This is a genomic window from Mesorhizobium sp. 131-2-1, from assembly GCF_016756535.1.
Lineage (GTDB): Bacteria > Pseudomonadota > Alphaproteobacteria > Rhizobiales > Rhizobiaceae > Mesorhizobium.
This window is the reverse complement of the sequence record NZ_AP023247.1, coordinates 2,665,973-2,690,095: the sequence shown is the minus strand read 5'-3', so window position 1 is coordinate 2,690,095 and position 24,123 is coordinate 2,665,973. Positions and strand designations below refer to the sequence as shown.

The following is a 24,123-nucleotide window of genomic DNA, read 5'->3' as shown; positions in this document are numbered from 1 at the left end:
GCCTTTCGCAGCCGCTGCCGCGCCGGCCGAAATCCGGTTGATTTTGCGATTGCGTTGTTTTCCACTCGCCCTGTCCTACTCGCCCTTGTCCCATCTGATCGACGCCCGGAGCCTTGCCGATGTCGCCCAAACCCACTTGTCATCTTATCCGCCCCGAAAGCTCTTATGAAGGCAAGCAGGGGCTGAGCTATTTCGCCGGCATCGCCGCCGAAACCGTGGGCTCTTCCGGCATCTGCATGCATCTGCTCACCATGCCGCCGGGCGCCCGCGCCAAAGCGCATATGCATGAAAGCCACGAGACGGCGATCTACGTGCTCTCCGGCGAGGTGCACACCTGGTATGGCGACCGGCTCGAACAGCACATCCTCGTCAAGGCCGGCGACCTCTTCTACATCCCGGCCGGCGTGCCGCATCTGCCCGCCAATCTGAGCGGCAACCCGGCCTCGGCGGTCATCGCGCGCACCGATCCCAACGAGCAGGAAAGCGTCGTCCTGCTGCCGGAACTGGATGCGCTGGTTGCCTGAAGCAATTCCAGGAAAAGTGTGTAACGGTTTTCCGTCCGGAATTGCGCAAAAACAAAGAGATAGGGCATTTTGCAGCCAAGCGGAATCGCTTGGCGTCGCACAAATGCTGTCTCGCTTCGGAATCGAGGGAAAAACTCCAAGCGTCATTTGCACCGGGAGACTTCTCCCATGACGTTGCCGTCCTCGTCGGCGATGACCAGCTTCTTGGCGTTCTTGGCGCTACGCTTGATGGTGAACTGGGCGGGCGTCTGCCCTTCCTCGCCCTCCGCCTCGCATTGTGCTTTCACCAGCAGCGAGCCGTCGGCTTGAGCCTTCTTTTCGGTGAAGGTGCAGGCGCTCGCCACCGTGACGAATGCCTCGTCGGTCAACAGCAGCATGTCCTCGGCATAGACTTCCTGGCCGTTCTTGTTGATGCAGCCGGACTTGTTGCCGTAGGGCTTGGAGAGGTCGATCGTGGCGGCCGAAGCCTGGCCGGCGGCCAGCAGCCATGCGGCCGTGATGGCAAGTTGAACAGCGCGCACGCTCAGACCCCGGTCGCCGGAATGCCCGTGCGCTCCACCTTGCGCGGCGCGCTGATCTCCTTCCAGGTCGACAGCGCCCGGTTGACCGCCGCATTCGGCTCGCGCGCCACGAACTCGCCATGGCCGACCTTGGCCTTGACCTCCGCCTCCTCGATCGACAGTTCGCCGCGCGAAAAGACGAAGCGCGGCAGGCCGGTCACCTCAAAACCTTCGAAGACGTTGTAATCGATCACCGACTGCTGCTTCTTCGAGGTGATCGTCTTCTTGCGCCTCGGATCCCAGACCAGGATGTCGGCGTCCGCGCCTTCGACGATGGCACCCTTCTTCGGATACATGTTGAGGATCTTGGCGATGTTGGTCGAGGTCACCGCGACGAACTCGTTCATCGTCAGCCGGCCGGTGTTGACGCCCGTCGTCCACAGTACCGGCAGGCGGTCCTCGAGGCCGCCCGTGCCGTTCGGGATCTTGGTGAAGTCGCCGACGCCGTTGCGCTTCTGCTTGGTGGTGAACGAGCAGTGGTCGGTCGCCACCACCTGCAGCGACCCGGCCTGCAGGCCAGCCCACAGCGAATCCTGGTGCAGCTTGTTGCGGAAGGGCGGGCTCATCACGCGGCGCGCGGCGTGGTCCCAGTCCTTGTTGAAATACTCGCTCTCGTCGAGCGTCAGGTGCTGGATAAGCGGCTCGCCAAACACGCGCATGCCCTTCTGGCGCGCCCGACGGATGGCTTCATGCGCCTGCTCGCAGGAGACGTGCACGACATAGAGCGGCACGCCCGCCATATCGGCGATCATGATGGCGCGGTTGGTCGCCTCGCCTTCCACTTCCGGCGGTCGCGAATAGGCATGGCCCTCGGGACCGTTGTTGCCGGCGGCGAGCAGCTTCTGCGAGAGTGCCGCGACCACGTCGCCATTCTCGGCATGCACCAGCGGCAGCGCGCCGAGATCGGCGCAGCGCTGGAACGACGCGTACATCTCGTCGTCGTCGACCATCAGCGCGCCTTTGTAGGCCATAAAGTGCTTGAACGAGGTGATGCCCCTGTCGACGACGGTCGCCATCTCGTCGAACACCTGCTTGCCCCACCAGGTGACCGCCATGTGGAAGGAATAGTCGCAGGCTGCCCTAGAGGTCTTGTTGTCCCACATCTGCAGGGCTTCGAGGAGCGACTGCTTCGGCGCCGGCAGGCAGAAATCGACCACCATCGTCGTGCCGCCGGAGAGCGCGGCGCGGGTGCCGGACTCGAAGTCATCGGCCGAATAGGTGCCCATGAACGGCATTTCGAGATGGGTGTGCGGATCGATGCCGCCCGGCATGACATAGCAGCCGGTGGCGTCGAACTCATGGTCGCCGTGCAGGTTCGAACCAATGGCGACAATCTTGCCGTGCTGCATCAGCAGATCGGCCTTCCACGTGCGATCGGCGGTGACGATCGTGCCGTTTCGGATGACTTTGGTCATTTCTGTTCCCCTGTTCTGTCGCGCTTCTTTGCGAGCGGCGTTCGTGCGGTGGTGGGTCTATTCGGTCATTCGACGATCACCGCCGTCTCCACCACCGCATGGAACAGCACGTCGGCGCCGGCGCCGGCCCATTCCTTGGTGATCTCCTCGGCCTCGTTATGGCTGAGTCCGTCGACGCAGGGGCACATCACCATCGCCGTCGGGGCGACGCGATTGATCCAGCAGGCATCGTGGCCGGCGCCGGAGACGATGTTGCGATGCGTGTAGCCCAGCCGTTCGGCGGCATCACGGATCGCCTTGACGCAGTTCTTGTCGAAGGTGACCGGGTCGAAATGGCCGACCTGCTCAATCTGGTACTTGATGTCGAGCGCGTCGCAAATCGTGTCGATGCCTTCGCGCACGCGGGCATCCATGGCGTCGAGCACTTCCTTTTCCGGCGAGCGGATGTCGATGGTGAAGACGGTGCGCCCGGCAATGATGTTGCGCGAGTTCGGATAGGCCTGCATGTGGCCGACGGCGCCAACGGCGTCCGGCTGGTAGTCCATTGCGATCTCGTGCACCAGCTCGATCACCCGCGCCATGCCGAGCCCGGCATTGCGGCGCTTCGGCATCGGCGTCGAACCGGTATGCGCCTCCTTGCCGGTCAGCGTCACCTGCAGCCATTTGAGGCCCTGGCCGTGCGTGACGACACCGATATCGATGCCCTCGTCCTCAAGGATCGGCCCCTGCTCGATATGCAGTTCGAAGAAGGCATGGATCTTGCGGTCACCGACCTTCTCGGTGCCCTTCCAGCCGATGCGATCGAGCTCCGCGCCGAACTTCTTGCCGTCCTTGTCGACATGTTCGTAGACATCGGCCTGGTCGAGGACGCCGGCGAAGACGCCGGACGCCATCATGGCCGGCGCAAAGCGCGCGCCCTCCTCGTTCGTCCAGTTGGTGACGACGATCGGATGTTTGGTCTTGATGCCGAGATCGTTGAGCGAGCGCACGACTTCCAGACCGCCGAGCACGCCGAGCACGCCGTCATACTTGCCGCCGGTCGGCTGGGTGTCGAGATGGCTGCCGACATAGACCGGCGGCAGGCTGGGATCGGTGCCCTCGCGGCGGGCAAACATCGTGCCCATCTCGTCGAGGCCCATTTCAAGGCCGGCGGCCTCGCACCAGCGCTTGAACAGATGCCGGCCTTCGCCGTCCTCGTCGGTCACGGTCTGGCGATTGTTGCCGCCGGCAATGCCGGGGCCGATCTTCGCCATCTCCATGATGGAATCCCACAAACGGTCTGAATTGATTCGCAGATTCTCGCCGGGGGCGGCCATTCAAAGTCCTCTCATTTCACTATCCGGTGGGGCGGCGGTTCCCGACGCCGCCCCACTGGACAAAGCAAGTCTAGTCTATCGAGCGCAGGACATCCCGCAGGTGGTCGATCAATTCGTTGATCTGGCCCTTGGTGATGATCAGCGGCGGCGACAGCGCGATGATGTCGCCGGTGGTGCGGATCAGCGCACCGCGTTCGAACGCCTTGATAAAGGCCGAGAACGCACGCTTCGTCGGCTGCCCGGCGATCGGCGCCAGCTCGATCGCGCCGATCAGGCCGATGTTTCTGACATCGATGACGTTCGGCTCGCCCTTCAGCGAATGCAGCGCGTCTTCCCAATAGGGCGCCAGCTCCTCGCCACGGGTCAGCAGGCCCTCGTCCTTGTAGGTGTCGAGCGTGCCGAGTGCGGCGGCGCAGGCGATCGGGTTGCCCGAATAGGTGTAGCCGTGGAAGAACTCGATCATGTGATCGGGGCCGGTCATGAAGGCGTCGTGAATCTCCTTCTTGACGAACACCGCGCCCATCGGGATGACGCCGTTGGAGACGCCCTTGGCGGTGGTCATGATGTCGGGCGTGACGCCGAAATAGTCGGCCGCGAACGGCGTGCCGAGGCGGCCGAAACCGGTGATGACCTCGTCGAAGATCAACAGGATGCCGTGCTTGGTGCAGATCTCACGCAGCTTCTGCAGATAACCCTTCGGCGGCAGGATGACGCCGGTCGAGCCGGCCACCGGCTCGACGATGACGGCGGCGATGGTCGAGGCGTCATGCAGCGCGACGATGCGCTCCAATTCGTTCGCCAGTTCGGCGCCGTGCTCCGGCACACCCTTCGAGAACGCGTTCTTCTCCGGCAGATGCGTATGCGGCATATGATCGACGCCGCCAAGCAGCGTGCCGAACATCTTGCGGTTGTTGACGATGCCGCCGACCGAGATGCCGCCGAAATTGACGCCGTGATAGCCGCGCTCGCGGCCGATCAGCCGGGTGCGCGCGCCCTCGCCGCGGGCGCGGTGGTAGGCGATCGCCATCTTCAGCGCGGTGTCCACCGATTCCGAGCCGGAATTGGTGAAGAAGACATGGTCCATGCCCTTCGGCGCGATGTCGACCAGCCGGTTCGCCAGCTCGAACACGATCGGATGGCCCATCTGGAAGGCCGGCGCATAATCGAGCTCGGCCGCCTGGTGCTGGATCGCTTCGGTGATCTTCGGCCGGCAGTGGCCGGCATTGACGCACCAGAGGCCGGCGGTGCCGTCGAGCACCTTGCGGCCATCGCTGGTCGTGTAATGCATGTCCTTGGCGGACACGAACATGCGCGGCGCCTGCTTGAATTGCCGGTTCGCCGTGAACGGCATCCAGAATGCGCTGAGATCGTTCGGCGTGACTTTCAGCCGGTTGGACATGACCAAGACTTCCCCTTGTAACCTGTTTCGGTGCGGCTAACGCTTGGTCTTCCCAGCACTTGGTCTCAGCTGCGTTTTCGTGCTACGCAAATTTTGACCGATTGGACAAACGTTAGCACCGCCCTGTCGGCGGTCAAGGGATTACTAACGGAAATGCGGCATCGGAAGCGCGCTCCACAGGCCAAGGAAAAACTGGTCCAGAGAATTGGTCCAGATGACGCTCGCGGCGAAGGTTTGCGGGGGTGACGGCCGCCATGGAAGGCTCAGCCCCTCGCCGCACCCGCATCCAGCAGGAAAAGCGCGAGCTGATCCTGGAGGCAGCGCTCGAAGTCTTCTCGACCAACGGTTTTCGCGGCTCGACCATCGACCAGATCGCCGAAGCCGCCGGCATGTCGAAGCCGAACCTCCTCTACTACTTCCGGCGCAAGGAAGACATTCACGAAACGCTGATGCAGCGCCTGCTCGACACCTGGCTGGCGCCGCTCAAGGAGCTCGACGACATCGGCGATCCGCTGACCGAGCTCAGGAGCTATATCCGGCGCAAGCTCGAAATGGCGCGCGATTTTCCACGCGAGAGCCGGCTCTTCGCCAATGAGATCCTGCAGGGTGCGCCGCGCATCATGCCGATGCTGGAGGGCGAATTGAAGACGCTGGTGGACGAGAAGGCCACCGTCATCAAGGGCTGGATGCGCGCAGGCAAGATCGCCCGCACCGACCCCTGGCACCTGATCTTCTCGATCTGGGCAACGACCCAGCACTATGCCGATTTCGATGTCCAGGTCCGCGCCGTGCTCGGCGCCGACCGCGGCGGCGACGGCCGCTTCGAGGATGCAGCGCGCTTCCTCGAGCAGTTGTTTATCGAAGGGCTGAAGCCAAAAGGCTGAACCTGTGGACAGCGTCAGGCGCTGCGCCGTTCGGCGGGCAGAGCGTCGAGCAGTTTCTGCAATTTTGCGATCGAGTTCTGCTCGGCAAGCGGCGTGTAGACGATCAGCCGCATGTCGCAGCCGTCGTCGATCGAAAGGCTCATGTGCTCGAATGTCATGGCGCCGGCGCTCGGGTGCCTGACATGCTTCACCCCTGACAATCTCCGCGCCACATCACGCTGCGGCCACCATGCACGGAACTCGGGGCTCGAGCGCATCATCAGCGCAATCAGCCGGTCGAAATCCGGGTCGCCGACATATTTGGCGCTTTCCGCGCGAAACGAAGCGAGCACCACGCGCGCAAGCTCTTCCCAGTCGACCAGCAGGCGGCGGTGGTGCGGGCTGGCGAACACCATGTGGACAATGTTGCGGGCATCGCCCTCGAGCAGGCCATAATCCCCGAACACGGCCACCGCCGCCGGGTTCCAGGCGAGCACGTCCCAGCGCCGGCCGACGACATAGGCCGGCTGCAGGACGAGGCTTTGCAGCATGTGCAGCAGCGGACCCTCGACCTTTTCCGGCGTCGCCGCGCGACGCTCCGGCTGCTGGCGGCCGGCAAGGATGAACAGGTGCCGTCTCTCGACGGCGTCCAGGCGCAACGCCTCCGAGAGCGCCGTCAGCACTTCGACTGAAGGGCGAACATCCCTGCCCTGTTCCAGCCAGGTGTACCAGGTCGTGCCGACGCCGGCGATCATCGCCACTTCCTCGCGTCTCAGTCCGGGCGTGCGCCGCCGCGCACCGCAAGCGATGCCGGCGGTCTCGGGCGAGAGCCTCTCCCGGCGCGAGCGCAGGAAGGCGCCAAGCTCGCGCCGGCGGCTGTCCTCAGGCGAATGGGTGATCGCGTCCATCGCGCTATTATAGCAGTATCGATACCAGGATAAAGTTTGAACTGTTTGCGCTACGCCAGGCGCCCCATCTTGCGTTCAGAGCGAAACATGGAGGCTCTGAACATGGACCTGAAAGACAAGACCGTCCTCATCACCGGATCGACCGACGGCGTTGGCCGCGTTGTCGCGGAGAGGCTCGGCGCAAGCGGCGCCCGCGTGCTGGTGCACGGCCGCGACGAAGGCCGAGGCAAGGCAGTCGTTTCGGTCATCGAGGCTTCGGGCGGCAAGGCCGAGCTTCTTGTTGCCGATCTCTCGTCGCTGGCTGAGGTTCGCCGCTTCGCCGAAGCCGTGCGCGCCAAAACAAACCGGCTCGACATATTGATCAGCAATGCAGGCGTCGGAACTGGCGGCCAGGACTCGAAACGACAGGTGAGCGCCGACGGCTACGAACTGCGCTTCGCCGTCAACTACCTCGCCGGCTTTCTGCTGACCTCGGAACTGCTGCCGCTGCTCAAGGCGAGCGCGCCGGCACGCATCGTCAATGTCGCCTCGGCCGGCCAGCAGGCGATCGACTTCGGCAATGTCATGCTGACCCACGGCTACAGCGGCGTGCGCGCCTACTGCCAGAGCAAGCTGGCGCAGATCCTGTTCACCATCGACTTCGCGGAGCATCTGAAAGGCAGCGGCATCACCGTCAACGCCCTGCATCCGGCAAGCTACATGAATACCACCATGGTCCGGCAGGCGGGCGTCACACCCTGGAGCTCGGTCGAGACCGGCGCCGACGCCATCTTCAACCTCGCCGCCTCACCGGCGCTCGAGGGACGCAGCGGCCTTTACTTCGACGGCCAGCGCGAATCCCGCGCTGACGCCCAAGCCTATAATGAAGGGGCACGCCGCCAGTTGCGGGCCTTGAGCCTCGAATTGATCGAGGGTGCCTCAGCCACAAGCAGGAAACAGCAGTCATGAGCGAGAACATCCAGCACACCGTCATTATCGGCGGCTCGTCCGGCATAGGCCTTGCCACTGCACGCAAGTTGGTTGGTCCGGGCATGAAAGTGACAATCACCGGCCGCAACGAGGATAAGCTCAACAGCGCGTGGAAGAGCCTTGGCGGTGCTGCCGCGAAAGCTGCCTTCGATGCCTCGAAGCCGGACGAGGTCAACCAGTTCTTCGGCGACCTCGGACCGTTCGATCACCTCGTCCTGGCCGCAAGCGGCGGCAAGGGGCTTGGGCCGTTCGTGACCCTCGATCTCGCCGACATCGGCAACGGCGTCGACGAGAAGATCCGCCCGCAATTGTCCTGCCTGCAGGCGGCCCTGCCGACGCTGAGCAAAGCCGGATCGGTGACCTTCATTTCGGCCGTATCGGCGCAGCTCGCGGCGCCCGGCATCGCTGGCATCGGCGCCATCAACGGCATGCTTCTGACAGTGGCGCCGATCCTCGCCGTCGAGCTCAAGCCGCTGCGCGTCAACGTCGTCGCGCCCGGTGTCATCGACACGCCGTGGTGGGATTTCCTGCCGGACGACCAGCGGCAAGCGGTCTTTGCCGAATATGCCGGCAAGACGCCGGTCGGCCGCATCGGCCGCGCCGAGGACGTCGCCGACGCGATCGCTTTCCTTGTCTCCAACGGCTTCATGACCGGCCAGGTGCTGACCTGCGATGGCGGCCTGCGATACGCCGCCTGAGCGGCCTGTCGCCGCTCTCAGAGCGGCTGCGCCATCAGCGCTAGGAACCCTCCAGTCAGCGCGACATTGCCGACAAAGCCGTTGATGCGGGCCGCACGCTCCGGGCCTTGATGATCCCAGAAATTGTGGAACATCGGCGTCGCAACGATGAGGAACAGGATCAGGCAAGCAGCCGCAAGCGCGGTCAAGATGCCCGATATCACCAGGGCGCCGGCGACGATCTGCACGACGATGCCGAGCCATAGCGCCAGTTCCGCCCGCGGCACGCCGCGCCCTGCCATCAACTGGGCGAGGAAAGCCCTGTTCTGGATGTTGCGCAGGCCGGCAAAGACAAAGGCGCCGCCAAGCAGCAGGCGGGCGGCAAGCAGAATCTCGTTCTGAAAATTCGCAAACATGACATTGATCCCAAAACAAAAAGCGCGGGTCCACCCTTGGACCCGCGCGCCGTCGTTGGACTGGTCAGGCAGCTTTCGCTGCCGGCACCGGATGGATGGCCTGGAACGGGACGCAAAGCCGGTTCCAGGTGTTGATCATGCCGACCGCGACGGACAGCTTGACCAGTTCCTCTTCCGAGAAATGCGCCAGCGTGCGCGCATAGAGTTCGTCCGGGACGCCGTTGTCGGAAATCTTCGTCACCGCTTCGGTCCAGGCCAGCGCGGCACGCTCGCGCTCGGAAAACAGCGGCGATTCCTTCCAGGCAGCGACGAGATAGAGCCGCTGCTCGGTCTCGCCGTCCTGCCGCGCCTCGCGGCTGTGCATGTCGACGCAGAAGGAGCAGCCGTTGATCTGGGAGGCCCGCAGCTTGATCAAATGCAAAAGGCCTTTCTCCAGCCCGCACTCGTCGACCGCCTTGTTGAGCGCCGACACCGCTTTCATGACTTCAGGCGCCTTGGCGAAGAATTGCAGCCTCTGTTTCATACCTCTTACCTTTCACGCTTTGCTTGGTTGAACTTTTTGAACTGATCGCTGCGGCCGCTGGTGACGTTCGACGAAAGCGCAGCCCGCCGCGACCGAGCGCGGATCGGCCTCGCTGACATAGTCGGCCACGATCGCCGACAGCCTGACCTCGTCGAGCGCTGCCCGATAGGCGCGCTCGGCCTTGAGCATCGCCGCATTGATGCCGCACGGCTTCACATAGGCCGAGGCGTCGAGCTTGGCCGGGCCGCGCTGGCGGATCTCGCCGCAGCGGAAGGCCGGCTCTCTACCCTCGACGGCAAGCACGATGTCGAGCAGCGTGATGCGCTCGGCCGGCCGCGCCAGCCGGTAGCCGCCGGCCGGCCCCGGCACCGACTCCAGGATGCCGGAAGCCGTCAGCATGTTGAGGTGCTTCAGGAGATAGCTAGGTGACAGGCCAAAGCACTCCGCAAGGGCCGCAGCCGGCATGGTGCTGTTGCCGTCCACACCGGCAAGCGTGGCCGCGCAATGGATGGCCGCTTCGACGCCCTCGCCCAGCTTCATGATGCCTCGCTCCATTTCATGGATATCTTTTATCGTGGATATTTTTTATCTGCAATAGGAAAATGAAAAACGGCGCCCGAAGGCGCCGCTTTTTTGTCGAATGCCTACTCCGCCGCCACCTTGGCCATCGGATTGTTCGGGTGCGTCGTCCAGTTGGCATAGATCGGCGACACCGGCTTGCCGGTGCGCTCGTCCATCGCGCCTGCGGCCAGCGGCTCCATGGTGATGCAGCCCTCGACCGGGCAGACATTGACGCACAGATTGCAGCCAACGCACTCGGCGTCGATCACCTCGAAGTGTCTCTTGCCATCGACCATGCTGGTGATCGCCTGGTGCGAAGTGTCCTCGCAGGCAATGTGGCAGCGGCCGCACTGGATGCAGGCGTCCTGGTTGATATGCGCCTTGGCGACATAGTTGAGGTTGAGATACTGCCAGTCGGTGACGTTGGGCGTGGCGCGGCCGACGATTTCGTCGAGCGAGGCATGGCCTTTCTCGTCCATCCAGTTCTCGAGGCCGGCGATCATCTCCTGCACGATCTTGAAGCCGTAGGTCATCGCCGCCGTGCAGACCTGCACGTTGCCGGCGCCCAGCGCCATGAATTCGGCCGCGTCGCGCCAGGTGGTGATGCCGCCGATGCCGGAGATCGGCAGACCGCGGGTTTCAGAATCACGCGCGATTTCGGCCACCATGTTCATGGCGATCGGCTTCACCGCCGGGCCGCAATAGCCGCCATGCGAGCCCTTGCCGTCGATCGTCGGCTGCGGTGCGAAACTGTCGAGATCGACGCCGGTGATCGAGTTGATGGTGTTGATCAGCGACACAGCGTCCGTGCCGCCGGCGTGCGCCGCCCGCGCCGGCTTGCGGATGTCGGTGATGTTGGGCGTCAGCTTGGTGATGACCGGCATGCGGGTGTTCGCTTTGCACCAGCGCACCACCATTTCGATATATTCCGGCACCTGGCCGACCGCCGAGCCCATGCCGCGCTCCGACATGCCATGCGGGCAGCCGAAATTGAGCTCGATGCCGTCGGCGCCGGTTTCCTCGACCACCGGCAGGATCGCCTTCCAGCTTTCCTCGACGCAGGGCACCATCAGCGAGACGACGACGGCGCGATCGGGCCAATCCTGCTTGACCTGCTTGATCTCGCGCAGATTGGTCTGCAGCTCGCGGTCGGTGATCAGCTCGATGTTGTTCAGGCCGAGCAAGCGGCGGTCGGCGCCCCAGATCGCGCCGTAGCGCGGGCCGTTGACGTTGACCACCGGCGGCCCCTCTTCGCCCAGCGTCTTCCAGACCACGCCGCCCCAGCCCGCCTTGAAGGCGCGGATGACGTTGTAGGCCTTGTCGGTCGGCGGTGCCGAGGCCAGCCAGAACGGATTGGGCGACTTGATGCCGACGAAATTGTTGCGGATGTCTGCCATGCTCATGCCCTCCCGTTAGAGGTCAGTGCCCGGTGGATGGATTCCGCCGCGTCGCGGCCCTGCGCCACGGCCGAGACGGTGAGGTCGTCGCCACCAAAGATGCAGTCGCCGCCGGCCCAGACCTTGGCCAGCGACGTGCGGCCCTCGGCATCGACCTTGATGCGGCCGCCTTCCAGCTCGATCGCAGCGCCGCTGCCGTTCAGCGCGGCCGGCACAAAGCTCTGGCCGATCGCCTTGAACACCTGGTCGGCGGCAAGCGTAAGCCGCTCGCCGGTGCCGGCCAGCTTGTCGCCGCTCATCGCCGTGTATTCGAGTTCGATCGCCGACACCTTGCCGTTCTCGGCAATGACCCGCTTCGGCTGCAGCCAGTGGCGGATGATGACGCCGTTGGCGGCGGCTAGATCCTGCTCGAAGCCGGAGGCATTCATGTGCTCCTGGCCGCGCCGGTAGCAGATCGTCACCTCCTCGGCGCCGAGCAGCTTCGACTGCACCGCGGCATCGATCGCCGTCATGCCGCCGCCGATGACGACGACGCGCCGGCCGACCGGCAGGCCCGAAAGATCGCTCGCCTGGCGAAGCTCGGCGATGAATTCCACGGCATTGTTGACACCATCGGCGTCCTCGCCTTCGGCACGCAGCGCGTTGACGCCGCCAAGCCCCATGCCGAGGAACACCGCGTCGTAATTCCGGATCAGGTCGGAGAGCTGGTAGTCGCGGCCGAGCGCTTTGCCGTTCTGGATGTCGATGCCGCCGATGGAGGTGACATAGTCGACCTCGGCCTGGGCGAAATTGTCGACGCTCTTGTAGGCCGCGATGCCGTATTCGTTGAGGCCGCCGGCCTTCGCGCGCGCCTCCAATATGGTCACCTCATGGCCATGGCGGGCGAGCCGATGCGCGGCGGCAAGCCCGGCCGGACCGGCGCCGACCACCGCGACCGACTTTCCGGTCGGCTCGGCGCGCGTGTAGAACTGCTTGTCCTCACTCATCGCGACATCGGTGGCGTAGCGCTGCAGGCGGCCGATCTGCACCGGCTTGCCCTCCGCCACCTCGCGCACGCAGACCTCCTCGCAGAGCGTCTCGGTCGGGCAGACGCGGGCGCACATGCCGCCAAGGATGTTCTGGTCGAAAATGGTCTTCGCCGAGCCGAGCGGATTGCCGGTCGAGATCTGGCGGATGAACAGAGGAATGTCGATCGAGGTCGGGCATGCGTTCATGCACGGCGCGTCGTAGCAGAAGTAGCAGCGATCGCTCTCGACCAGCGCCTCGTGATGGTCGAGCGGCGGATGCAGGTCGGAAAAATTGTCGGCATATTGCTCGGATGACAGCCGGCCGCCGGCTATGCCTTCCTTGAAATGACCAGTCGCCATTCCGGTTCCCCTTGTTTTGTTTTGGGGAAGGCTAGCACGTTTTATTTTTTTATCAATTGGTCAATTTTCGGCGCAAGCCGCTGAAAAGCCTCGATAAAACATGATAATCATACTCATGTTATACAACGACGGCCGCGGACGGCTCCTCGCTTCCGATCCTGTGTCGATGGATCGACCTGATCTCGTCCGCGACCAGTTCCTGCAGCCGCCACAGATTGCGGTCATGGATGCCGAACGTCTCGAGATGGCTGACGGTGTTGTAGAGGTATTCGGCGCCTGAGCCGACATGACCGCAGGCGCGGGCCAGCACCCGCGCCACCTTTTCCAGCGGCTGCCCAAGCGATGTGCCCCTGCCGGTCACCCCGACCCAGAAGCCCAGCGCCCTAAGCGGACCTTGCGCGGTGCGCACCGGAACCCATCTGACAGACTCGATGCTCTCGTGGTCATCGATCTCACGCCGCAGCAGCCTCTCGATCTGGGCCGGCTTCTCGCCGTCCGGCAGACGGTAGATCACGCCATCGCATCGCCCGCCCCGTTCCAGCGCCATCATCAGCCCCGGCTGCGCGGCGCTGCCGCGCCAGCGCATAATGTCGAGGCAGAACGAGCGATGCCAGCCATGGGCCGAGGCGCGTTGCTGCTCGACCGATTCGAAGGCCGGTTTCCAGATCAGCGAGCCATAAGCGAAAACCCACAGCGGCCCCTCGTCGGCTTCACTGGCAAGGCGCTGGGCAAGGGCGCGGAAATCGTCATCGTTCAACTGCGTCCAGCTGCCGTCCGGACCTGGATCGGTTTCCTCCCGGTGGCAGAGCGCCACAAGCTCCGGCGTAAGCGACATCAGGCGCATGAATCGCCCCCCTCATTGATGGACAAGCAAAGGCGAAAACCGCGAGGCGCGCAAGATTGCGAGGACGATACCTTGCCGCCATCGATTTGCGGCCCATGTCGGTTTCCTGTCGCCGGGACCGTCCTAAGATGGATCACGGGATGATCAACCGAGGAAACCAAGGAGCATGACGATGCCGAAGTCCCCGATGCCGTTCTTCTGGTACGAGTTGATGACCACTGACCTGGACGCCGCCGAGATATTCTACACGGCCGTTGTCGGCTGGAAGGGCCAACCCTTCGACAAGGCTCCCGGCATGCCGCGCTATATCGTCATGAATTCCGGCGAGCATGGCGTCGGCGGCTTGATGACCTTGCCTGAGGACGCCGCCAGGATGGGCATGCCGCCGGCCTGGCTCGGCTATATCCACACCCCGGACATCGAAGCCGCCACGAACTCGCTGAAGGACGCAGGCGGCGCGGTGCACCGCGCGCCCGATGACATTCCCGGCGTCGGCCGCTTTGCCGTTGTTGCCGACCCGCAGGGCGCGACCTTCATGTTCCTGCAGCCGAACCAGCCCGACCAGCCGCCTGTGCCGGCGAGAACGCCTGGCCATATCGGCTGGCACGAGCTCTACACGACGGACTGGAAGGCGGCTCTCGACTTCTATGCCGGCCAGTTCGGCTGGACCAAGGCTGGCGACTTCGACATGGGCCCGGCCATGGGCACCTATCAGGTCTTTGCTTCTGGCGGCGAGCCTGTCGGCGGCATGATGAACAAGCCTGAGCAGATCCCGGTGCCGGCCTGGCAGTTCTACTTCAACGTCGCCGCCATCGACGCGGCGGCCAAGCGCGTCACCGACAATGGCGGCAAGGTCATCATGGGGCCGATGGAGGTGCCCGGCGGAGATTGGATCGTCCAGTGCACGGATCCGCAAGGTGCGCATTTCGCGCTTATCGCGCCGGCGCGTTAGGCGGATAGCGGCGCTACCTCATCAAACTGGCGCCGGCTCACTCCGGCGTCAGCACTGCCACCTTGAGGTCGGCCTTCTTGCTGCCGCTGAGCTGAACGGTGGCCGGTCCGGCTGACAGCTTGAAACGCACGCTCTTGCGAATGCCCGGGCAGGTCTTCACGCCGCTGAAACCCGCCGATTTCACGGCATGGCCGTCTTGGACGACATCGATCCAGGCCTCATCCGACAGGCTGATCTGGAGCTCGCCTTCCGGCGGTACGACGATGCTTGCCGTCGCGCCGAACGTGCCCGCTGCCGGCGCACGTTGCGGCGGCACGGCAAAACTGATCGTGTCGACTGCTGCGAGCGTGAAATCCATCGCCTGCCCGACCGTCAGGGCAGCGCCAGGCTCCGCGGCGGGCGCTTCCGAGAACAGTGCCTGTTCGCGTGTCACCGGCCATTTGAAGGCATCGCAGCCGGCATCCTCAGCCACGGCGAAGCTGGTGCCTGCAAGCATTGCGAAGAGGCTGATGACGACTTTTCTCATGGCAAAGCGAACCCATTTGGTTTGGAGCATTTCACATATCAATACAACCATTGAGATCAATATGCAACCATGGAGAGAGAAAATATGGGGGATCGGATCCTCCCAATCACCGATTGTTGAAGGCCGGCCAGGGGAAGTGAATGGTCCATTGCCGGGCGATAATTTATGGCCGGTCCAGGGAGGCAAAATGGAGTTTTAGATGAAGCTTTTTGAAGGTCTAGCCCAATACCGGCCACAGGCCCTGGGCGTGCTGCGCATCATGACGGCGCTGCAGTTCATCGAGCACGGTTCCCAGAAGCTGTTCAATTTCCCGGTCGGCGAACACGCCGGCACCTTGACTGGATTGACGCTGACGGCCGCCATCCTCGAATTCGCCGGCGGCATCCTGTTGGGCCTCGGCCTCCTCACGCGCCCAGTGGCGTTCCTTCTGGCCGGCGAGATGGCCATCGCCTATTTCATGGCGCACTATCCGCGCGACTTCTTCCCCGTCAACAACAGCGGCGACGCGGCGATCTCCTTCTGCTTCATCTTCCTCTATCTGGTGTTCGCCGGCGCCGGCGCCTTCGCCCTGGACAATCGTCGCAGCGCCTGACCCCGGTAGAAAGTTCGCGCGCCCGGTTTCAGGCGCGCATCCTTTCAAAATTCGCGTCGAACAATGGCGAGGCTTGTGTCCGCGCCGCATGGCGCTTGCCGAGAATCTCGATCTCGAAGCCGTCGGCCTCGTCGGCGATCTCCTTCGGCACATAGCCCATGGCGAGAGACTTTTTCACGTGGTGCGCGTAGCCGCCCGAGGTGACCCAGCCGCGCACGGCGCCGTCGAACCAGATCGGCTCGTCGCCGATGACGTCGGCGTCGCCAGCGTCGACTATGAAGGCACGCAGCCTGAGCTTGCCGCCCTGCCTGCGTTCCGCGAGCGCCGCGGCCTTGCCGATGAAGTCCGCCTCCTTGCCGTAGGCGACGAAACGGTCGAGCCCTGCCTCCAGCGGCCCATAGATCGGCCGGTATTCGCGTGCCCAGGAGCCGTAGTTCTTCTCAAGTCTTAGCGAATTGAGCGCGCGCGAGCCGAACGGGCCGACACCGAACTCCTCGCCCGCCGCCATCAGCGCCTGGAACGCGGCGCGCTGATATTCCGGCGCCACCCAGATCTCGTAGCCGAGATCACCTGTATAGCTGACACGGCCGACCAGGCAGGGCGCCATGCCGATATCCATTTTCGCCACGGCCATGAAGGGCAATGCCGTATTGGAGACGTCAGCACGCGTCACCTTTGCCAGCACATCCCGCGCCTTCGGTCCGGCGATCGCCAGCCCGGTCAGCTTCGCCCCAAGCGCTTCGATGCGGACCGAGCCATCGGCCGGCAGATGCGCCTCGAACCAGCGCATATGGTATTGCTCGGCAACGCCGGAGCCGGCGATGAACCACTCGCCGTCGCCTAGATTGGCGAGGGTGAAATCGCCAATCAGCTTGCCGTCCTCCTTCAGCATCGGCGCCAGCGTCATGCGACCGGGCTTCGGCAATTTGCAGGCAAGCAGTCGGTCGAGCCACGCGGCGGCCCCCTCGCCCGTCACCCTGTATTTGGCGAAGCTCGAAATCTCCGCCAGTCCGACGCTGCCGCGCACCGCCGCCACCTCCCTGGCGACATGGACGAAGTCGCTGGAACGCCGCCAGGAGAACTCGTCCCTGACGCCCTCCGGCGCGTACCAGAGCGGCACCTCCAGCCCATAGGCGACGCCCCATTGCGCGCCTTTCGCCGAGAGCAGATCGTAGACCGGCGTCGTCTTCAGCGGCCGCCCGGCCGGCAGTTCCTCATTGGGGAAACGGATCGAAAAGCGCCGCGAATAGTTCTCGCGCACCTTAGCGTTGGTGTAGGCCATCGTTGCCCAGTCGCCGTAGCGGGCCACGTCCATCGCCCAGATGTCGGCACCGGGATCGCCCTCAATCATCCAGTTTGACAGCGCCAGCCCGACGCCGCCGCCTTGCGAAAAGCCGGCCATGACGCCGCAGGCGACCCAGAAGCCGGGCAGGCCGCGCACCGGACCGACCAGCGGATTGCCGTCCGGCGCGAAAGTGAAGGGCCCGTTGATGATCTGCTTGATGCCGGTGTTCTGGAAGGCCGGGAAATGCCGGAAGCCGACCTCCAGCGACGGAGCGATGCGGTCGATGTCCGGCTCCAGCAGTTCATGGCCGAAATTCCACGGCGTGGAGAATTCGGACCATGGCTTGTTGGCCTTCTCGTAGGTGCCCATCAGCATGCCGCCGCGCTCCTGGCGCAGATACAATTCGCCGTCGAAATCCACCGCATGGATGATCTCGGTGCCGGTCTTCTGGTTCCAGGCGGCGACCTCCGGCATGTCCTCGGTGATCAGGTACATGTGCTCCATCGCCAGCACCGGCAGTTCGAGCCCGACCATGCGGCCGACCTCGCGCGCCCACAGCCCGCCGGCATTGACGACGTGCTGGGCCACCACCTCGCCCTTGTTGGTGATGACGCGCCACAAGCCGTCGGGACGGCGCACGATATCCTCGACCTTGGTGAAGCGCTCGACCTCGGCGCCAAGTTTCCGCGCCGCCTTGGCATAGGCGTGCGTCACGCCGGACGGATCGAGATGGCCGTCCTCCTTGTTGCGCACCGCGCCGACAAACTGCTTTGGGTCGAGCAGCGGCATCAGCTCGGCCGCCTCGTTGGACGAGATCTCCTCAAGGTCGATGCCGAGATAGCGCCCCTTCGCGACGACACCGCGCAGCCAGTCGAGCCGCGCCTCGGTTGCCGCCAGGAGCACGCCGCCGGTCAAGTGGACGCCGGTCGCCTGGCCGGAAAGCTCCTCGATCTCCTTGTAGAGCGAGATCGTGTATTTCTGCAGCTTGGCGACGTTGGGATCGCCATTGATCGTGTGCATGCCGCCGGCCGCGTGCCAGGTCGAGCCTGAGGTCAGCTCGTCGCGCTCCAGAAGCACGATGTCGGTCCAGCCGTGCCGCGCCAGATGGAACAGCACGGAACACCCGACGACACCGCCGCCAATGACCACGACCTTTGCATGCGATTTCATAGTTTTTCTCGTCAATTCAGTGATTTGGGAGATTGAAGTGAATCAGGATGGGAAGGTGTTCTCTCACGGCTCCCCCTGCCCGATCGCTTCCTTGCGGCGCGCCATATAGGCTTCGAGCGCCTCGCGCACGGCAGGGTCCATTGCCGGCTGGACATACTCCTCCAGCGCCTTCTTCCACAGCCGCGTCGCGCGCGCCGTGGCGTCGAGTCCGCCGGCTTCCTGCCAGGCCTCGTAATTCTGCCAGTTGGAGAGCATCGGCTGGTAGAAGGCGGTGGCGTAGCGCTCTAGCGTGTGCGGCTCGCCGAAGAAATGGCCGCCGGTCGGCACCGCGCCCAGCGCCTCGACCGCCAGTTCCCCTTCGTCGACCACGATCGGGCGCAGGAACTCCATCATGTGCTGGATCATCTCGACGTCGATGATGAATTTTTCGAACGACGCCGTCAGCCCGCCCTCCTGCCAGCCAGCGGCGTGGTAGACGAGGTTGCCGTGGCCGAGCACCGCGCCCCACAGCGCCATCAGCGTCTCATAGGCGCCTTGCGCGTCGGCGGCATTGGAGGCCGAGCCGGGCGTCGTGCGGTAAGGCAAATCATAGCGCCTTGCGAGTTGCCCGGAAGCGATGTTGGCCTTGGTATTCTCGGGCGTGCCGAAAGCCGGCGCGCCCGACTTCATGTCGACATTGGAGGTGAAGGCGCCGTACATGACCGGCGCTCCCGGCCGAACGAGCTGCGTCAGCACGACGCCGAACAGCGCCTCGGCGTTCTGCTGTGCCAGCGCGCCGGCCAGCGTCACCGGGCTCATCGCCCCCATCAGCGTGAACGGCGTCACCGCGACCGACTGGCCGAACTCGGCCATGGTCATCAGTCCCTCGGCCATCATCTCGTCGAAGCGGCGTGGCGAGTTGACCGATATGATAGTGGCGATGCCGGGATCCTCGCGCATCTCATCGAGGCTCAGGCCCCGCGCGATCGCCATCATCTCGATGCCGTCGAGCGCCCTGCCCCGGCCGATCGCCGAGACATGGAAGCATTTGTCGGTCAGCGTCAGATTGGCGAAATAGGTGTCGAGATGGCGCGAATTGGCCGGCAGTTCGATCGGCGCGCACACCTGGTTGCCGAGCATGTGGACGCAGTTGAAATGCTGCGCCAGCCGCACAAGGTCCTGATAGTCGCGTAAATTGCCGGCCCGGCGGCCGCGCTCCATGTCGTGCACATTGGGCGGCCCGGCGACAAGGGTGAAATTGATCGTGTTGCCGCCGAGATGGATGACGTGGGCAGGGTTGCGCGGGGCGAGCGTGTAGGCGGATCGCGTCGTCTTCAGCGCTTCGGCGACCATGCCCCGGTCAAGGCGGACGTTCATCGAGGCATGATCGACGGCAGCGCCCGCCTTCTCGAACAGCGCCAGCGCCCGCGGGCTCATCACCTCGATGCCGAAATTTTCAAGGATATGCATCGAGGCTTCATGGATCGCCTCGATCTGGTCGGCCGAGAGCAGCGCCATCGGCGGATAGGGGTTGGTCACCCGCCTAGCCGGCAATTGCGGGATCGCTGACGGCCCCCTGTTGCTGGTTCGCTCGGCGCCGCGCTTGCGTCTTGGTTCGGTCATGTCGCGCATCAGAGCGCCGGAGCGAAAGCGCGGCTGTCAGAAATCCGCCAGTTGCAGGCGTGATTTTAGTCACGGCGGCATTTCTGCAGCTTGGTTGAGATAAAAGCGACATATGGCGTCGAAATACTGACATCGACTTGAGCGAGCAAAGGCGCACCGCGGCCCGTTAAGAAACGCTGCAAGAATCCCTTTATGTTTTCGGCCTATTCGTTTCCCAATGCGTAGGTCGAGTTTTAGTAAAATTGTAGCCGTCACCGTGCTGCTGGCGTTGGCGCTTTCGGCCTGCGCGACGCCGCCGAGCCACATCAACGACGTCTGTGCCGTCTTCGACCAGAATGACGGCTGGTTCGACAATTGGCAGGCGGCCGCCGAGCGGACCGAGGAGAAGTATGGCGTGCCTGTGCCCGTGCTGATGGCGACGGTGCGCAAGGAGTCTGGCTTCAAGAGCAATGCCAGGCCGCCGCGCACCAAGCTTCTCGGCTTCATTCCCTGGACGCACGTGTCCAGCGCCACGGGCTACTCGCAAGCGCTCGACGGCACCTGGTCGCAATACCAGAGCGAGACCGGCAACTGGGCGGCGCGCCGGACGCGGTTTGCCGATGCCGTCGACTTCGTCGGCTGGTATCATTCCAAGACCGCCGATACGCTCGGCGTCGCCCGCAACGACACCTACAATCTCTATCTCGCCTATTATCTCGGCTGGGCGGCGTATGGCCGCGGCAACCGCGGCGACGCCGGCGTGCAAAGCTACGCGCGGGCCACCGAGAAGATGGCCCGGGATTACGCCACGCAACTGCGCCAGTGCGGCAACTGAACGCCGCGCGAACCCCAACCGTCAGTTCGGTTTCTTGCCGCGCGGACGCTTGGGCGCCGCGGCGGCCGGGCTCGTATCCGTGACGTGCGGCGCGTCTTCCGGCACGCCCTCATGCGCGGCGTGCTCCTTGTCGAACTTGATCACCTCGTCCATCTTCGCCAGCACGTCGTCGGCAAGCCAACACAGGCTCATATGGCCGTTGCCGAGGTTCTTCACCGGCGGCACCTTGGTCTCGCACAGATTGTCGGGCACCAGCTTCTTGTAGCCGCAGCGCGTCTGGAACGGACAGCCGGTCGGCGGGTTCATCGCCGACGGGATATCGCCCTCAAGCACGATGTGCTTCTTCACCACGCTGGTGTCGGCGATCGGGATCGCCGACAGCAGCGCCTCCGTATAGGGATGATAGGGCGGCGAGAATATCTGGTCGGTCGTGCCCTGCTCGACGATGTAGCCGAGATACATGACGACGACGCGGTCGGCGATGTAGCGCACCACCGACAGGTCGTGGCTGATGAACAGCATCGTCGTCTTGTTCTTGCGCTGGATGTCCATCAGCAGTTCGGTCACCGCCGCCTGAACCGAGACGTCGAGCGCCGAGACCGGCTCGTCGGCCACCACCACCTTGGCATCGCCGGCAAAGGCGCGCGCCACGCCGATGCGCTGCTTCTGCCCGCCCGACAGCTGGCGCGGCTTGCGCGTCTCGAAGGCACGCGGCAGCTTCACCAGGTCGAGCAACTCCAGCATCCGCTTGCGCCGATCGGCCACGGTCTTGCCGACATTGAATTTTTCCAGCGTGCGGATGATCTGCGAGCCGACTGAGTGGCTGGGGTTCAGCGTGTCGAACGGGTTCTGGAACACCATCTGGATCGACGACACCGTCTCGACGCTTCGACTCTCGATGCCGGTCGACTGGATTTCCTTGTTACCAAGCGTCACTCTGCCGGAACTCGCCGTCTCCAGCCCGAGCAGCACCTTGGCCAGCGTCGACTTTCCGCAGCCGGATTCGCCGACGATCGCCACCGTCTCGGATTCGCGCGCCATGAACGAGATCGTCTCGTTGGCCTTGACGACGCGACCCTCGCTGGAGCCGAACACTTCACTGCCGCCGACCTTGTAGTATTTCCTGAGGTCCTCGATCTTGAGCACCGGCGCGCCGGGCACGACCTTCTCATTGACCTTCTTGGCGCCCGGCGGCAGCGCTTCCCAATCGATCTCGTTGAAGCGCACGCAGCGCGAGAAATGACCTTCATGGCCCTCGACCGCGATCATCGGGATTTCGGCGGCGTTGCAGACGCCCTCGACGAAATGGTGGCAGCGCGGTCCGAAATTGCAGCCCTTCGGCCGCTCGTGCGGTAGCGGCAACTGGCCGGGGATCGCGATCAGTGGCCGCGAATTCTTGTCTGCGCCGGGCAGCGGGATCGAGCGGAACAGCCCTTGCGTATAGGGATGGCGCATCCGGTCGAACACGTCCTTGATCTTGCCGGTCTCGACCGCCTCGCCGGAATACATCACCGTGATCTTGTCGCAGGTCTCCAGGATGAGGCCCAGATTGTGCGACACGAAGATCATCGAGGTGCCGAACTTCTCGCCGAGCCCTTTGACCAGGTCGACGATGCCGGCCTCCACCGTCACGTCGAGCGCCGTCGTCGGCTCGTCGAGCAGGAGCAGCGCCGGCTTCGACAACAGCGCCATGGCAATCACGATGCGCTGCTGCTGGCCGCCGGAAAGCTGGTGCGGATAGGAGCGCATCATGCGCTCGGGATCAGGCAGCCTGACCGAGCGCACCATTTCGAGCGCCCTGCTGTAGGCCTCCTCCTTCGACACCTTGTCGTGGATCATCGGCACTTCCATCAGCTGCTGGCCGACCTTCATCGCCGGGTTCAGGCTCGCCATCGGCTCCTGGTAGATCATGGCGATCTTGTTGCCGCGGATGGCGCGCAGCTCCTCCTCGGACAATTCGCCCATGTCCTTGCCCTGGAACTTGATCTTGCCGCCGACGATCTTTCCGATGTTGGAGAGGTCGCGCATGATGCCGAGCGACACTGTCGACTTGCCGCAGCCGGATTCGCCGACGATGCCCATCGCCTCGCCGGGCATGACCGTGCAGGAAAAATCCATCACGGCCGGTATCTCGCCCTTGCGGGTGAAGAAGGAGATCGACAGGTTCTCGATCTCGATGATCGGCCCAGGGGTTGGCTTGCCGGGATTTCGAACTGCCTCGTTCATGGGTCGCTCCAATCCTTGGTTCTTGGAAGATGGGGCCAAAAACCCCGCCATCAATCCTTCATCGACTGTTCGCGCAGGGAATCGGCCAGCAGGTTCAGGCCCAGCACGAACGACATCAGCGCGATCGTCGGTGGCAGCGCCGGGTGGATGAAGGAGCGCAGCAGGCGGCTGGCATCCTTGATCGCCGTGCCCCAGTCCGGGCTCTCGGGCGCCAGCCCGAGGCCGAAATAGCCAAGCGTACCGAGCAGGATCGTGGTGTAGCCGATGCGCAGGCACGCATCGACGATCAGCGGCCCGCGCGCATTGGGCAGGATCTCCCACAGCATGATGTACCAGGGCGATTCACCGCGCGTCTGCGCCGCCGCCACATAGTCGCGCGTCTTGATGTCCATGGTCAGCCCGCGCACGATGCGGAACACGCCGGGACTGGAGGCGAACACCACCGCCACGAAGATGTTGAGCTGGTTGGGATCGATATGCACGATGTGCAGCGGATCCTTGTCGAAGACCAGGCCGGCATAGATCCAGCCGCCGACGACGAGTGTGATGCCAAGCAGGATATAGAGGCGGTCCGGCCGGTTCTTGAAGCGCGTCCAGAACAAGACGCTGAAGAAAATGATCGGAAATAGGAAGAACAGCCCGGCCATCGCGTAAGGGATCGGCGTGTCCATGATGCCCGGCGTCACCAGCAGGTAAAACAGCAGGATGACCGGGAAGGCCAGCACCAGATTGGCGAGGAAGGACAGGAGGGTGTCGATCTTGCCACCATAGTAGCCAGCCGGCAGGCCGAGCGTGATGCCGACCATCAGCGCGAAACCGGTTGCCGCCGGAGCGATGATCAGCACGATCTGGCTGCCGTAGACCATGCGCGAGAACACGTCGCGGGCAAGCTTGTCGCCGCCGAAATAGTAGATGAGTTTCGACGTCGGTTCGATCGCTCCGGGCAGCGCGTCCTTCATCACCGGCACCTGTGCCAGCGGATCGAAGGGCGAGATGGTCGAGGCGAAGATCGCCGTGAACAGCCAGAACAGGCAGATACCGACCCCGACGATACCGACGCCGCTGTCGAACAGCTGGCCGTAGAGGCCGAGCCTCTTCTTGTAAGCGAAGCTGGCCCCCATGACGATGGCGAGCGCGACCCAGACCGGCCAAAACCGGGAGATGACGCCGAGCACGACATTGAAGGCGTTGATATATTCGAGCTGCATCCGCTTCGC

At 64.0% G+C, this 24,123-nt stretch carries 23 protein-coding genes; 7 read left to right on the top strand and 16 right to left on the bottom strand.

The genetic code is table 11. The features are described 5' to 3' along the window. Nucleotides 1-119: 119 nt before the first annotated feature. Nucleotides 120-524 carry a cupin domain-containing protein gene (locus JG743_RS12920; protein ID WP_446720892.1) on the top strand — a complete coding sequence of 135 codons (405 nt, stop codon included), beginning with the start codon at nt 120-122 and terminating at the stop codon, nt 522-524. A gap of 143 nt (nt 525-667) precedes the next feature. Here the strand turns inward: JG743_RS12920 and JG743_RS12915 are convergent, their stop codons facing one another. The 4 genes from JG743_RS12915 to JG743_RS12900 form a co-directional block, all read right to left on the bottom strand. Continuing rightward, nucleotides 668-1,045, bottom strand: coding sequence for a hypothetical protein (locus tag JG743_RS12915; RefSeq protein ID WP_202300679.1), 378 nt, complete (start codon nt 1,043-1,045; stop codon nt 668-670). Between the two features lie 2 nt (nt 1,046-1,047). Next, nucleotides 1,048-2,499, bottom strand: a complete 1,452-nt coding sequence (gene hydA / locus JG743_RS12910; protein ID WP_202300677.1) for a dihydropyrimidinase — start codon at nt 2,497-2,499, stop codon at nt 1,048-1,050. A gap of 65 nt (nt 2,500-2,564) precedes the next feature. Beyond that, on the bottom strand, nt 2,565-3,815 hold the full coding sequence (locus tag JG743_RS12905) for a Zn-dependent hydrolase (protein ID WP_202300675.1): 1,251 nt from the start codon (nt 3,813-3,815) through the stop codon (nt 2,565-2,567). A gap of 70 nt (nt 3,816-3,885) precedes the next feature. After that, entirely contained in the window at nt 3,886-5,214 is a 1,329-nt protein-coding gene (locus JG743_RS12900; RefSeq protein ID WP_202300673.1) for an aspartate aminotransferase family protein, read from the bottom strand. Nucleotides 5,215-5,468: 254 nt separating this feature from the next. On the opposite strand from JG743_RS12900, the gene JG743_RS12895 reads away from it, so the two are divergent. Continuing rightward, entirely contained in the window at nt 5,469-6,098 is a 630-nt protein-coding gene (locus JG743_RS12895; protein WP_202300671.1) for a TetR family transcriptional regulator C-terminal domain-containing protein, read from the top strand. 14 nt (nt 6,099-6,112) lie between these two features. Here JG743_RS12895 and JG743_RS12890 read toward each other — a convergent pair whose 3' ends face one another. After that, nucleotides 6,113-6,985: a helix-turn-helix transcriptional regulator gene (locus JG743_RS12890; protein WP_202300662.1), complete on the bottom strand. Its 873-nt coding sequence runs from the start codon at nt 6,983-6,985 to the stop codon at nt 6,113-6,115. Between the two features lie 102 nt (nt 6,986-7,087). Between JG743_RS12890 and JG743_RS12885 the strand changes: the two genes are divergently transcribed. Together JG743_RS12885 and JG743_RS12880 are read left to right on the top strand one after the other, a co-directional pair. After that, nucleotides 7,088-7,933, top strand: a complete 846-nt coding sequence (locus JG743_RS12885; RefSeq protein WP_202300660.1) for an SDR family NAD(P)-dependent oxidoreductase — start codon at nt 7,088-7,090, stop codon at nt 7,931-7,933. Continuing rightward, nucleotides 7,930-8,652, top strand: a complete 723-nt coding sequence (locus JG743_RS12880; RefSeq protein ID WP_202300647.1) for an SDR family oxidoreductase — start codon at nt 7,930-7,932, stop codon at nt 8,650-8,652. The genes JG743_RS12885 and JG743_RS12880 overlap by 4 nt, the downstream gene beginning before the upstream one ends. A 17-nt stretch (nt 8,653-8,669) precedes the next feature. Here the strand turns inward: JG743_RS12880 and JG743_RS12875 are convergent, their stop codons facing one another. The 6 genes from JG743_RS12875 to JG743_RS12850 form a co-directional block, all read right to left on the bottom strand. Further along, on the bottom strand, nt 8,670-9,047 hold the full coding sequence (locus JG743_RS12875) for a DoxX family protein (protein WP_202300645.1): 378 nt from the start codon (nt 9,045-9,047) through the stop codon (nt 8,670-8,672). A gap of 64 nt (nt 9,048-9,111) precedes the next feature. Next, on the bottom strand, nt 9,112-9,570 hold the full coding sequence (locus JG743_RS12870; protein ID WP_202300643.1) for a carboxymuconolactone decarboxylase family protein: 459 nt from the start codon (nt 9,568-9,570) through the stop codon (nt 9,112-9,114). A gap of 12 nt (nt 9,571-9,582) precedes the next feature. Further along, on the bottom strand, nt 9,583-10,110 hold the full coding sequence (locus tag JG743_RS12865) for an RrF2 family transcriptional regulator (protein WP_202300641.1): 528 nt from the start codon (nt 10,108-10,110) through the stop codon (nt 9,583-9,585). Nucleotides 10,111-10,214: 104 nt separating this feature from the next. Further along, complete coding sequence (gene preA, locus JG743_RS12860; RefSeq protein WP_202300639.1) at nt 10,215-11,528, bottom strand: NAD-dependent dihydropyrimidine dehydrogenase subunit PreA; 1,314 nt, start codon at nt 11,526-11,528, stop codon at nt 10,215-10,217. Between the two features lie 2 nt (nt 11,529-11,530). Beyond that, nucleotides 11,531-12,895: an NAD(P)-dependent oxidoreductase gene (locus JG743_RS12855; protein ID WP_202300637.1), complete on the bottom strand. Its 1,365-nt coding sequence runs from the start codon at nt 12,893-12,895 to the stop codon at nt 11,531-11,533. A gap of 118 nt (nt 12,896-13,013) precedes the next feature. Next, the gene (locus JG743_RS12850) at nt 13,014-13,739 is read right to left on the bottom strand and encodes a gamma-glutamylcyclotransferase (protein WP_202300635.1); all 726 of its coding nucleotides are present in this window, start codon (nt 13,737-13,739) and stop codon (nt 13,014-13,016) included. Between the two features lie 172 nt (nt 13,740-13,911). Between JG743_RS12850 and JG743_RS12845 the strand changes: the two genes are divergently transcribed. Further along, a complete protein-coding gene (locus JG743_RS12845) occupies nt 13,912-14,691 on the top strand; it encodes a VOC family protein (RefSeq protein ID WP_202300633.1) in 780 nt (259 codons plus the stop codon). A 37-nt stretch (nt 14,692-14,728) separates the two neighbouring features. On the opposite strand, the gene JG743_RS12840 is transcribed toward JG743_RS12845, so the two are convergent. Beyond that, nucleotides 14,729-15,217: a hypothetical protein gene (locus tag JG743_RS12840; protein WP_202300624.1), complete on the bottom strand. Its 489-nt coding sequence runs from the start codon at nt 15,215-15,217 to the stop codon at nt 14,729-14,731. Between the two features lie 199 nt (nt 15,218-15,416). Between JG743_RS12840 and JG743_RS12835 the strand changes: the two genes are divergently transcribed. Beyond that, entirely contained in the window at nt 15,417-15,809 is a 393-nt protein-coding gene (locus tag JG743_RS12835; RefSeq protein WP_202300622.1) for a DoxX family protein, read from the top strand. 28 nt (nt 15,810-15,837) lie between these two features. Here JG743_RS12835 and JG743_RS12830 read toward each other — a convergent pair whose 3' ends face one another. Next, a complete protein-coding gene (locus JG743_RS12830) occupies nt 15,838-18,264 on the bottom strand; it encodes a GcvT family protein (protein ID WP_202300620.1) in 2,427 nt (808 codons plus the stop codon). 63 nt (nt 18,265-18,327) lie between these two features. After that, nucleotides 18,328-19,866 (bottom strand): trimethylamine methyltransferase family protein, encoded by a 1,539-nt coding sequence (locus JG743_RS12825; RefSeq protein ID WP_202300618.1) that lies wholly within the window; start codon nt 19,864-19,866, stop codon nt 18,328-18,330. A gap of 217 nt (nt 19,867-20,083) precedes the next feature. Between JG743_RS12825 and JG743_RS12820 the strand changes: the two genes are divergently transcribed. Then, nucleotides 20,084-20,680 (top strand): transglycosylase SLT domain-containing protein, encoded by a 597-nt coding sequence (locus JG743_RS12820; RefSeq protein WP_202300616.1) that lies wholly within the window; start codon nt 20,084-20,086, stop codon nt 20,678-20,680. A 21-nt stretch (nt 20,681-20,701) separates the two neighbouring features. Here JG743_RS12820 and JG743_RS12815 read toward each other — a convergent pair whose 3' ends face one another. Next, nucleotides 20,702-22,906, bottom strand: a complete 2,205-nt coding sequence (locus tag JG743_RS12815; protein WP_202300614.1) for a dipeptide ABC transporter ATP-binding protein — start codon at nt 22,904-22,906, stop codon at nt 20,702-20,704. Between the two features lie 50 nt (nt 22,907-22,956). Further along, on the bottom strand, nt 22,957-24,114 hold the full coding sequence (locus tag JG743_RS12810) for an ABC transporter permease (protein WP_202300612.1): 1,158 nt from the start codon (nt 24,112-24,114) through the stop codon (nt 22,957-22,959). Nucleotides 24,115-24,123: the final 9 nt, after the last annotated feature.

Coding starts and splice junctions, on each gene's coding strand:
- JG743_RS12920 (WP_446720892.1), top strand. CDS start 120: ATGTCGCCCAAACCCACTTGTCATCTTATCCGCCCCGAAAGCTCTTAT.
- JG743_RS12820 (WP_202300616.1), top strand. CDS start 20,084: ATGCGTAGGTCGAGTTTTAGTAAAATTGTAGCCGTCACCGTGCTGCTG.
- JG743_RS12835 (WP_202300622.1), top strand. CDS start 15,417: ATGAAGCTTTTTGAAGGTCTAGCCCAATACCGGCCACAGGCCCTGGGC.
- JG743_RS12850 (WP_202300635.1), bottom strand. CDS start 13,739: ATGCGCCTGATGTCGCTTACGCCGGAGCTTGTGGCGCTCTGCCACCGG.
- JG743_RS12880 (WP_202300647.1), top strand. CDS start 7,930: ATGAGCGAGAACATCCAGCACACCGTCATTATCGGCGGCTCGTCCGGC.
- preA (WP_202300639.1), bottom strand. CDS start 11,528: ATGGCAGACATCCGCAACAATTTCGTCGGCATCAAGTCGCCCAATCCG.
- JG743_RS12855 (WP_202300637.1), bottom strand. CDS start 12,895: ATGGCGACTGGTCATTTCAAGGAAGGCATAGCCGGCGGCCGGCTGTCA.
- JG743_RS12845 (WP_202300633.1), top strand. CDS start 13,912: ATGCCGAAGTCCCCGATGCCGTTCTTCTGGTACGAGTTGATGACCACT.
- JG743_RS12815 (WP_202300614.1), bottom strand. CDS start 22,906: ATGAACGAGGCAGTTCGAAATCCCGGCAAGCCAACCCCTGGGCCGATC.
- JG743_RS12870 (WP_202300643.1), bottom strand. CDS start 9,570: ATGAAACAGAGGCTGCAATTCTTCGCCAAGGCGCCTGAAGTCATGAAA.
- JG743_RS12890 (WP_202300662.1), bottom strand. CDS start 6,985: ATGGACGCGATCACCCATTCGCCTGAGGACAGCCGCCGGCGCGAGCTT.
- JG743_RS12810 (WP_202300612.1), bottom strand. CDS start 24,114: ATGCAGCTCGAATATATCAACGCCTTCAATGTCGTGCTCGGCGTCATC.
- JG743_RS12895 (WP_202300671.1), top strand. CDS start 5,469: ATGGAAGGCTCAGCCCCTCGCCGCACCCGCATCCAGCAGGAAAAGCGC.
- JG743_RS12905 (WP_202300675.1), bottom strand. CDS start 3,815: ATGGCCGCCCCCGGCGAGAATCTGCGAATCAATTCAGACCGTTTGTGG.
- JG743_RS12900 (WP_202300673.1), bottom strand. CDS start 5,214: ATGTCCAACCGGCTGAAAGTCACGCCGAACGATCTCAGCGCATTCTGG.
- JG743_RS12885 (WP_202300660.1), top strand. CDS start 7,088: ATGGACCTGAAAGACAAGACCGTCCTCATCACCGGATCGACCGACGGC.
- JG743_RS12875 (WP_202300645.1), bottom strand. CDS start 9,047: ATGTTTGCGAATTTTCAGAACGAGATTCTGCTTGCCGCCCGCCTGCTG.
- JG743_RS12840 (WP_202300624.1), bottom strand. CDS start 15,217: ATGAGAAAAGTCGTCATCAGCCTCTTCGCAATGCTTGCAGGCACCAGC.
- hydA (WP_202300677.1), bottom strand. CDS start 2,499: ATGACCAAAGTCATCCGAAACGGCACGATCGTCACCGCCGATCGCACG.
- JG743_RS12830 (WP_202300620.1), bottom strand. CDS start 18,264: ATGAAATCGCATGCAAAGGTCGTGGTCATTGGCGGCGGTGTCGTCGGG.
- JG743_RS12825 (WP_202300618.1), bottom strand. CDS start 19,866: ATGACCGAACCAAGACGCAAGCGCGGCGCCGAGCGAACCAGCAACAGG.
- JG743_RS12865 (WP_202300641.1), bottom strand. CDS start 10,110: ATGAAGCTGGGCGAGGGCGTCGAAGCGGCCATCCATTGCGCGGCCACG.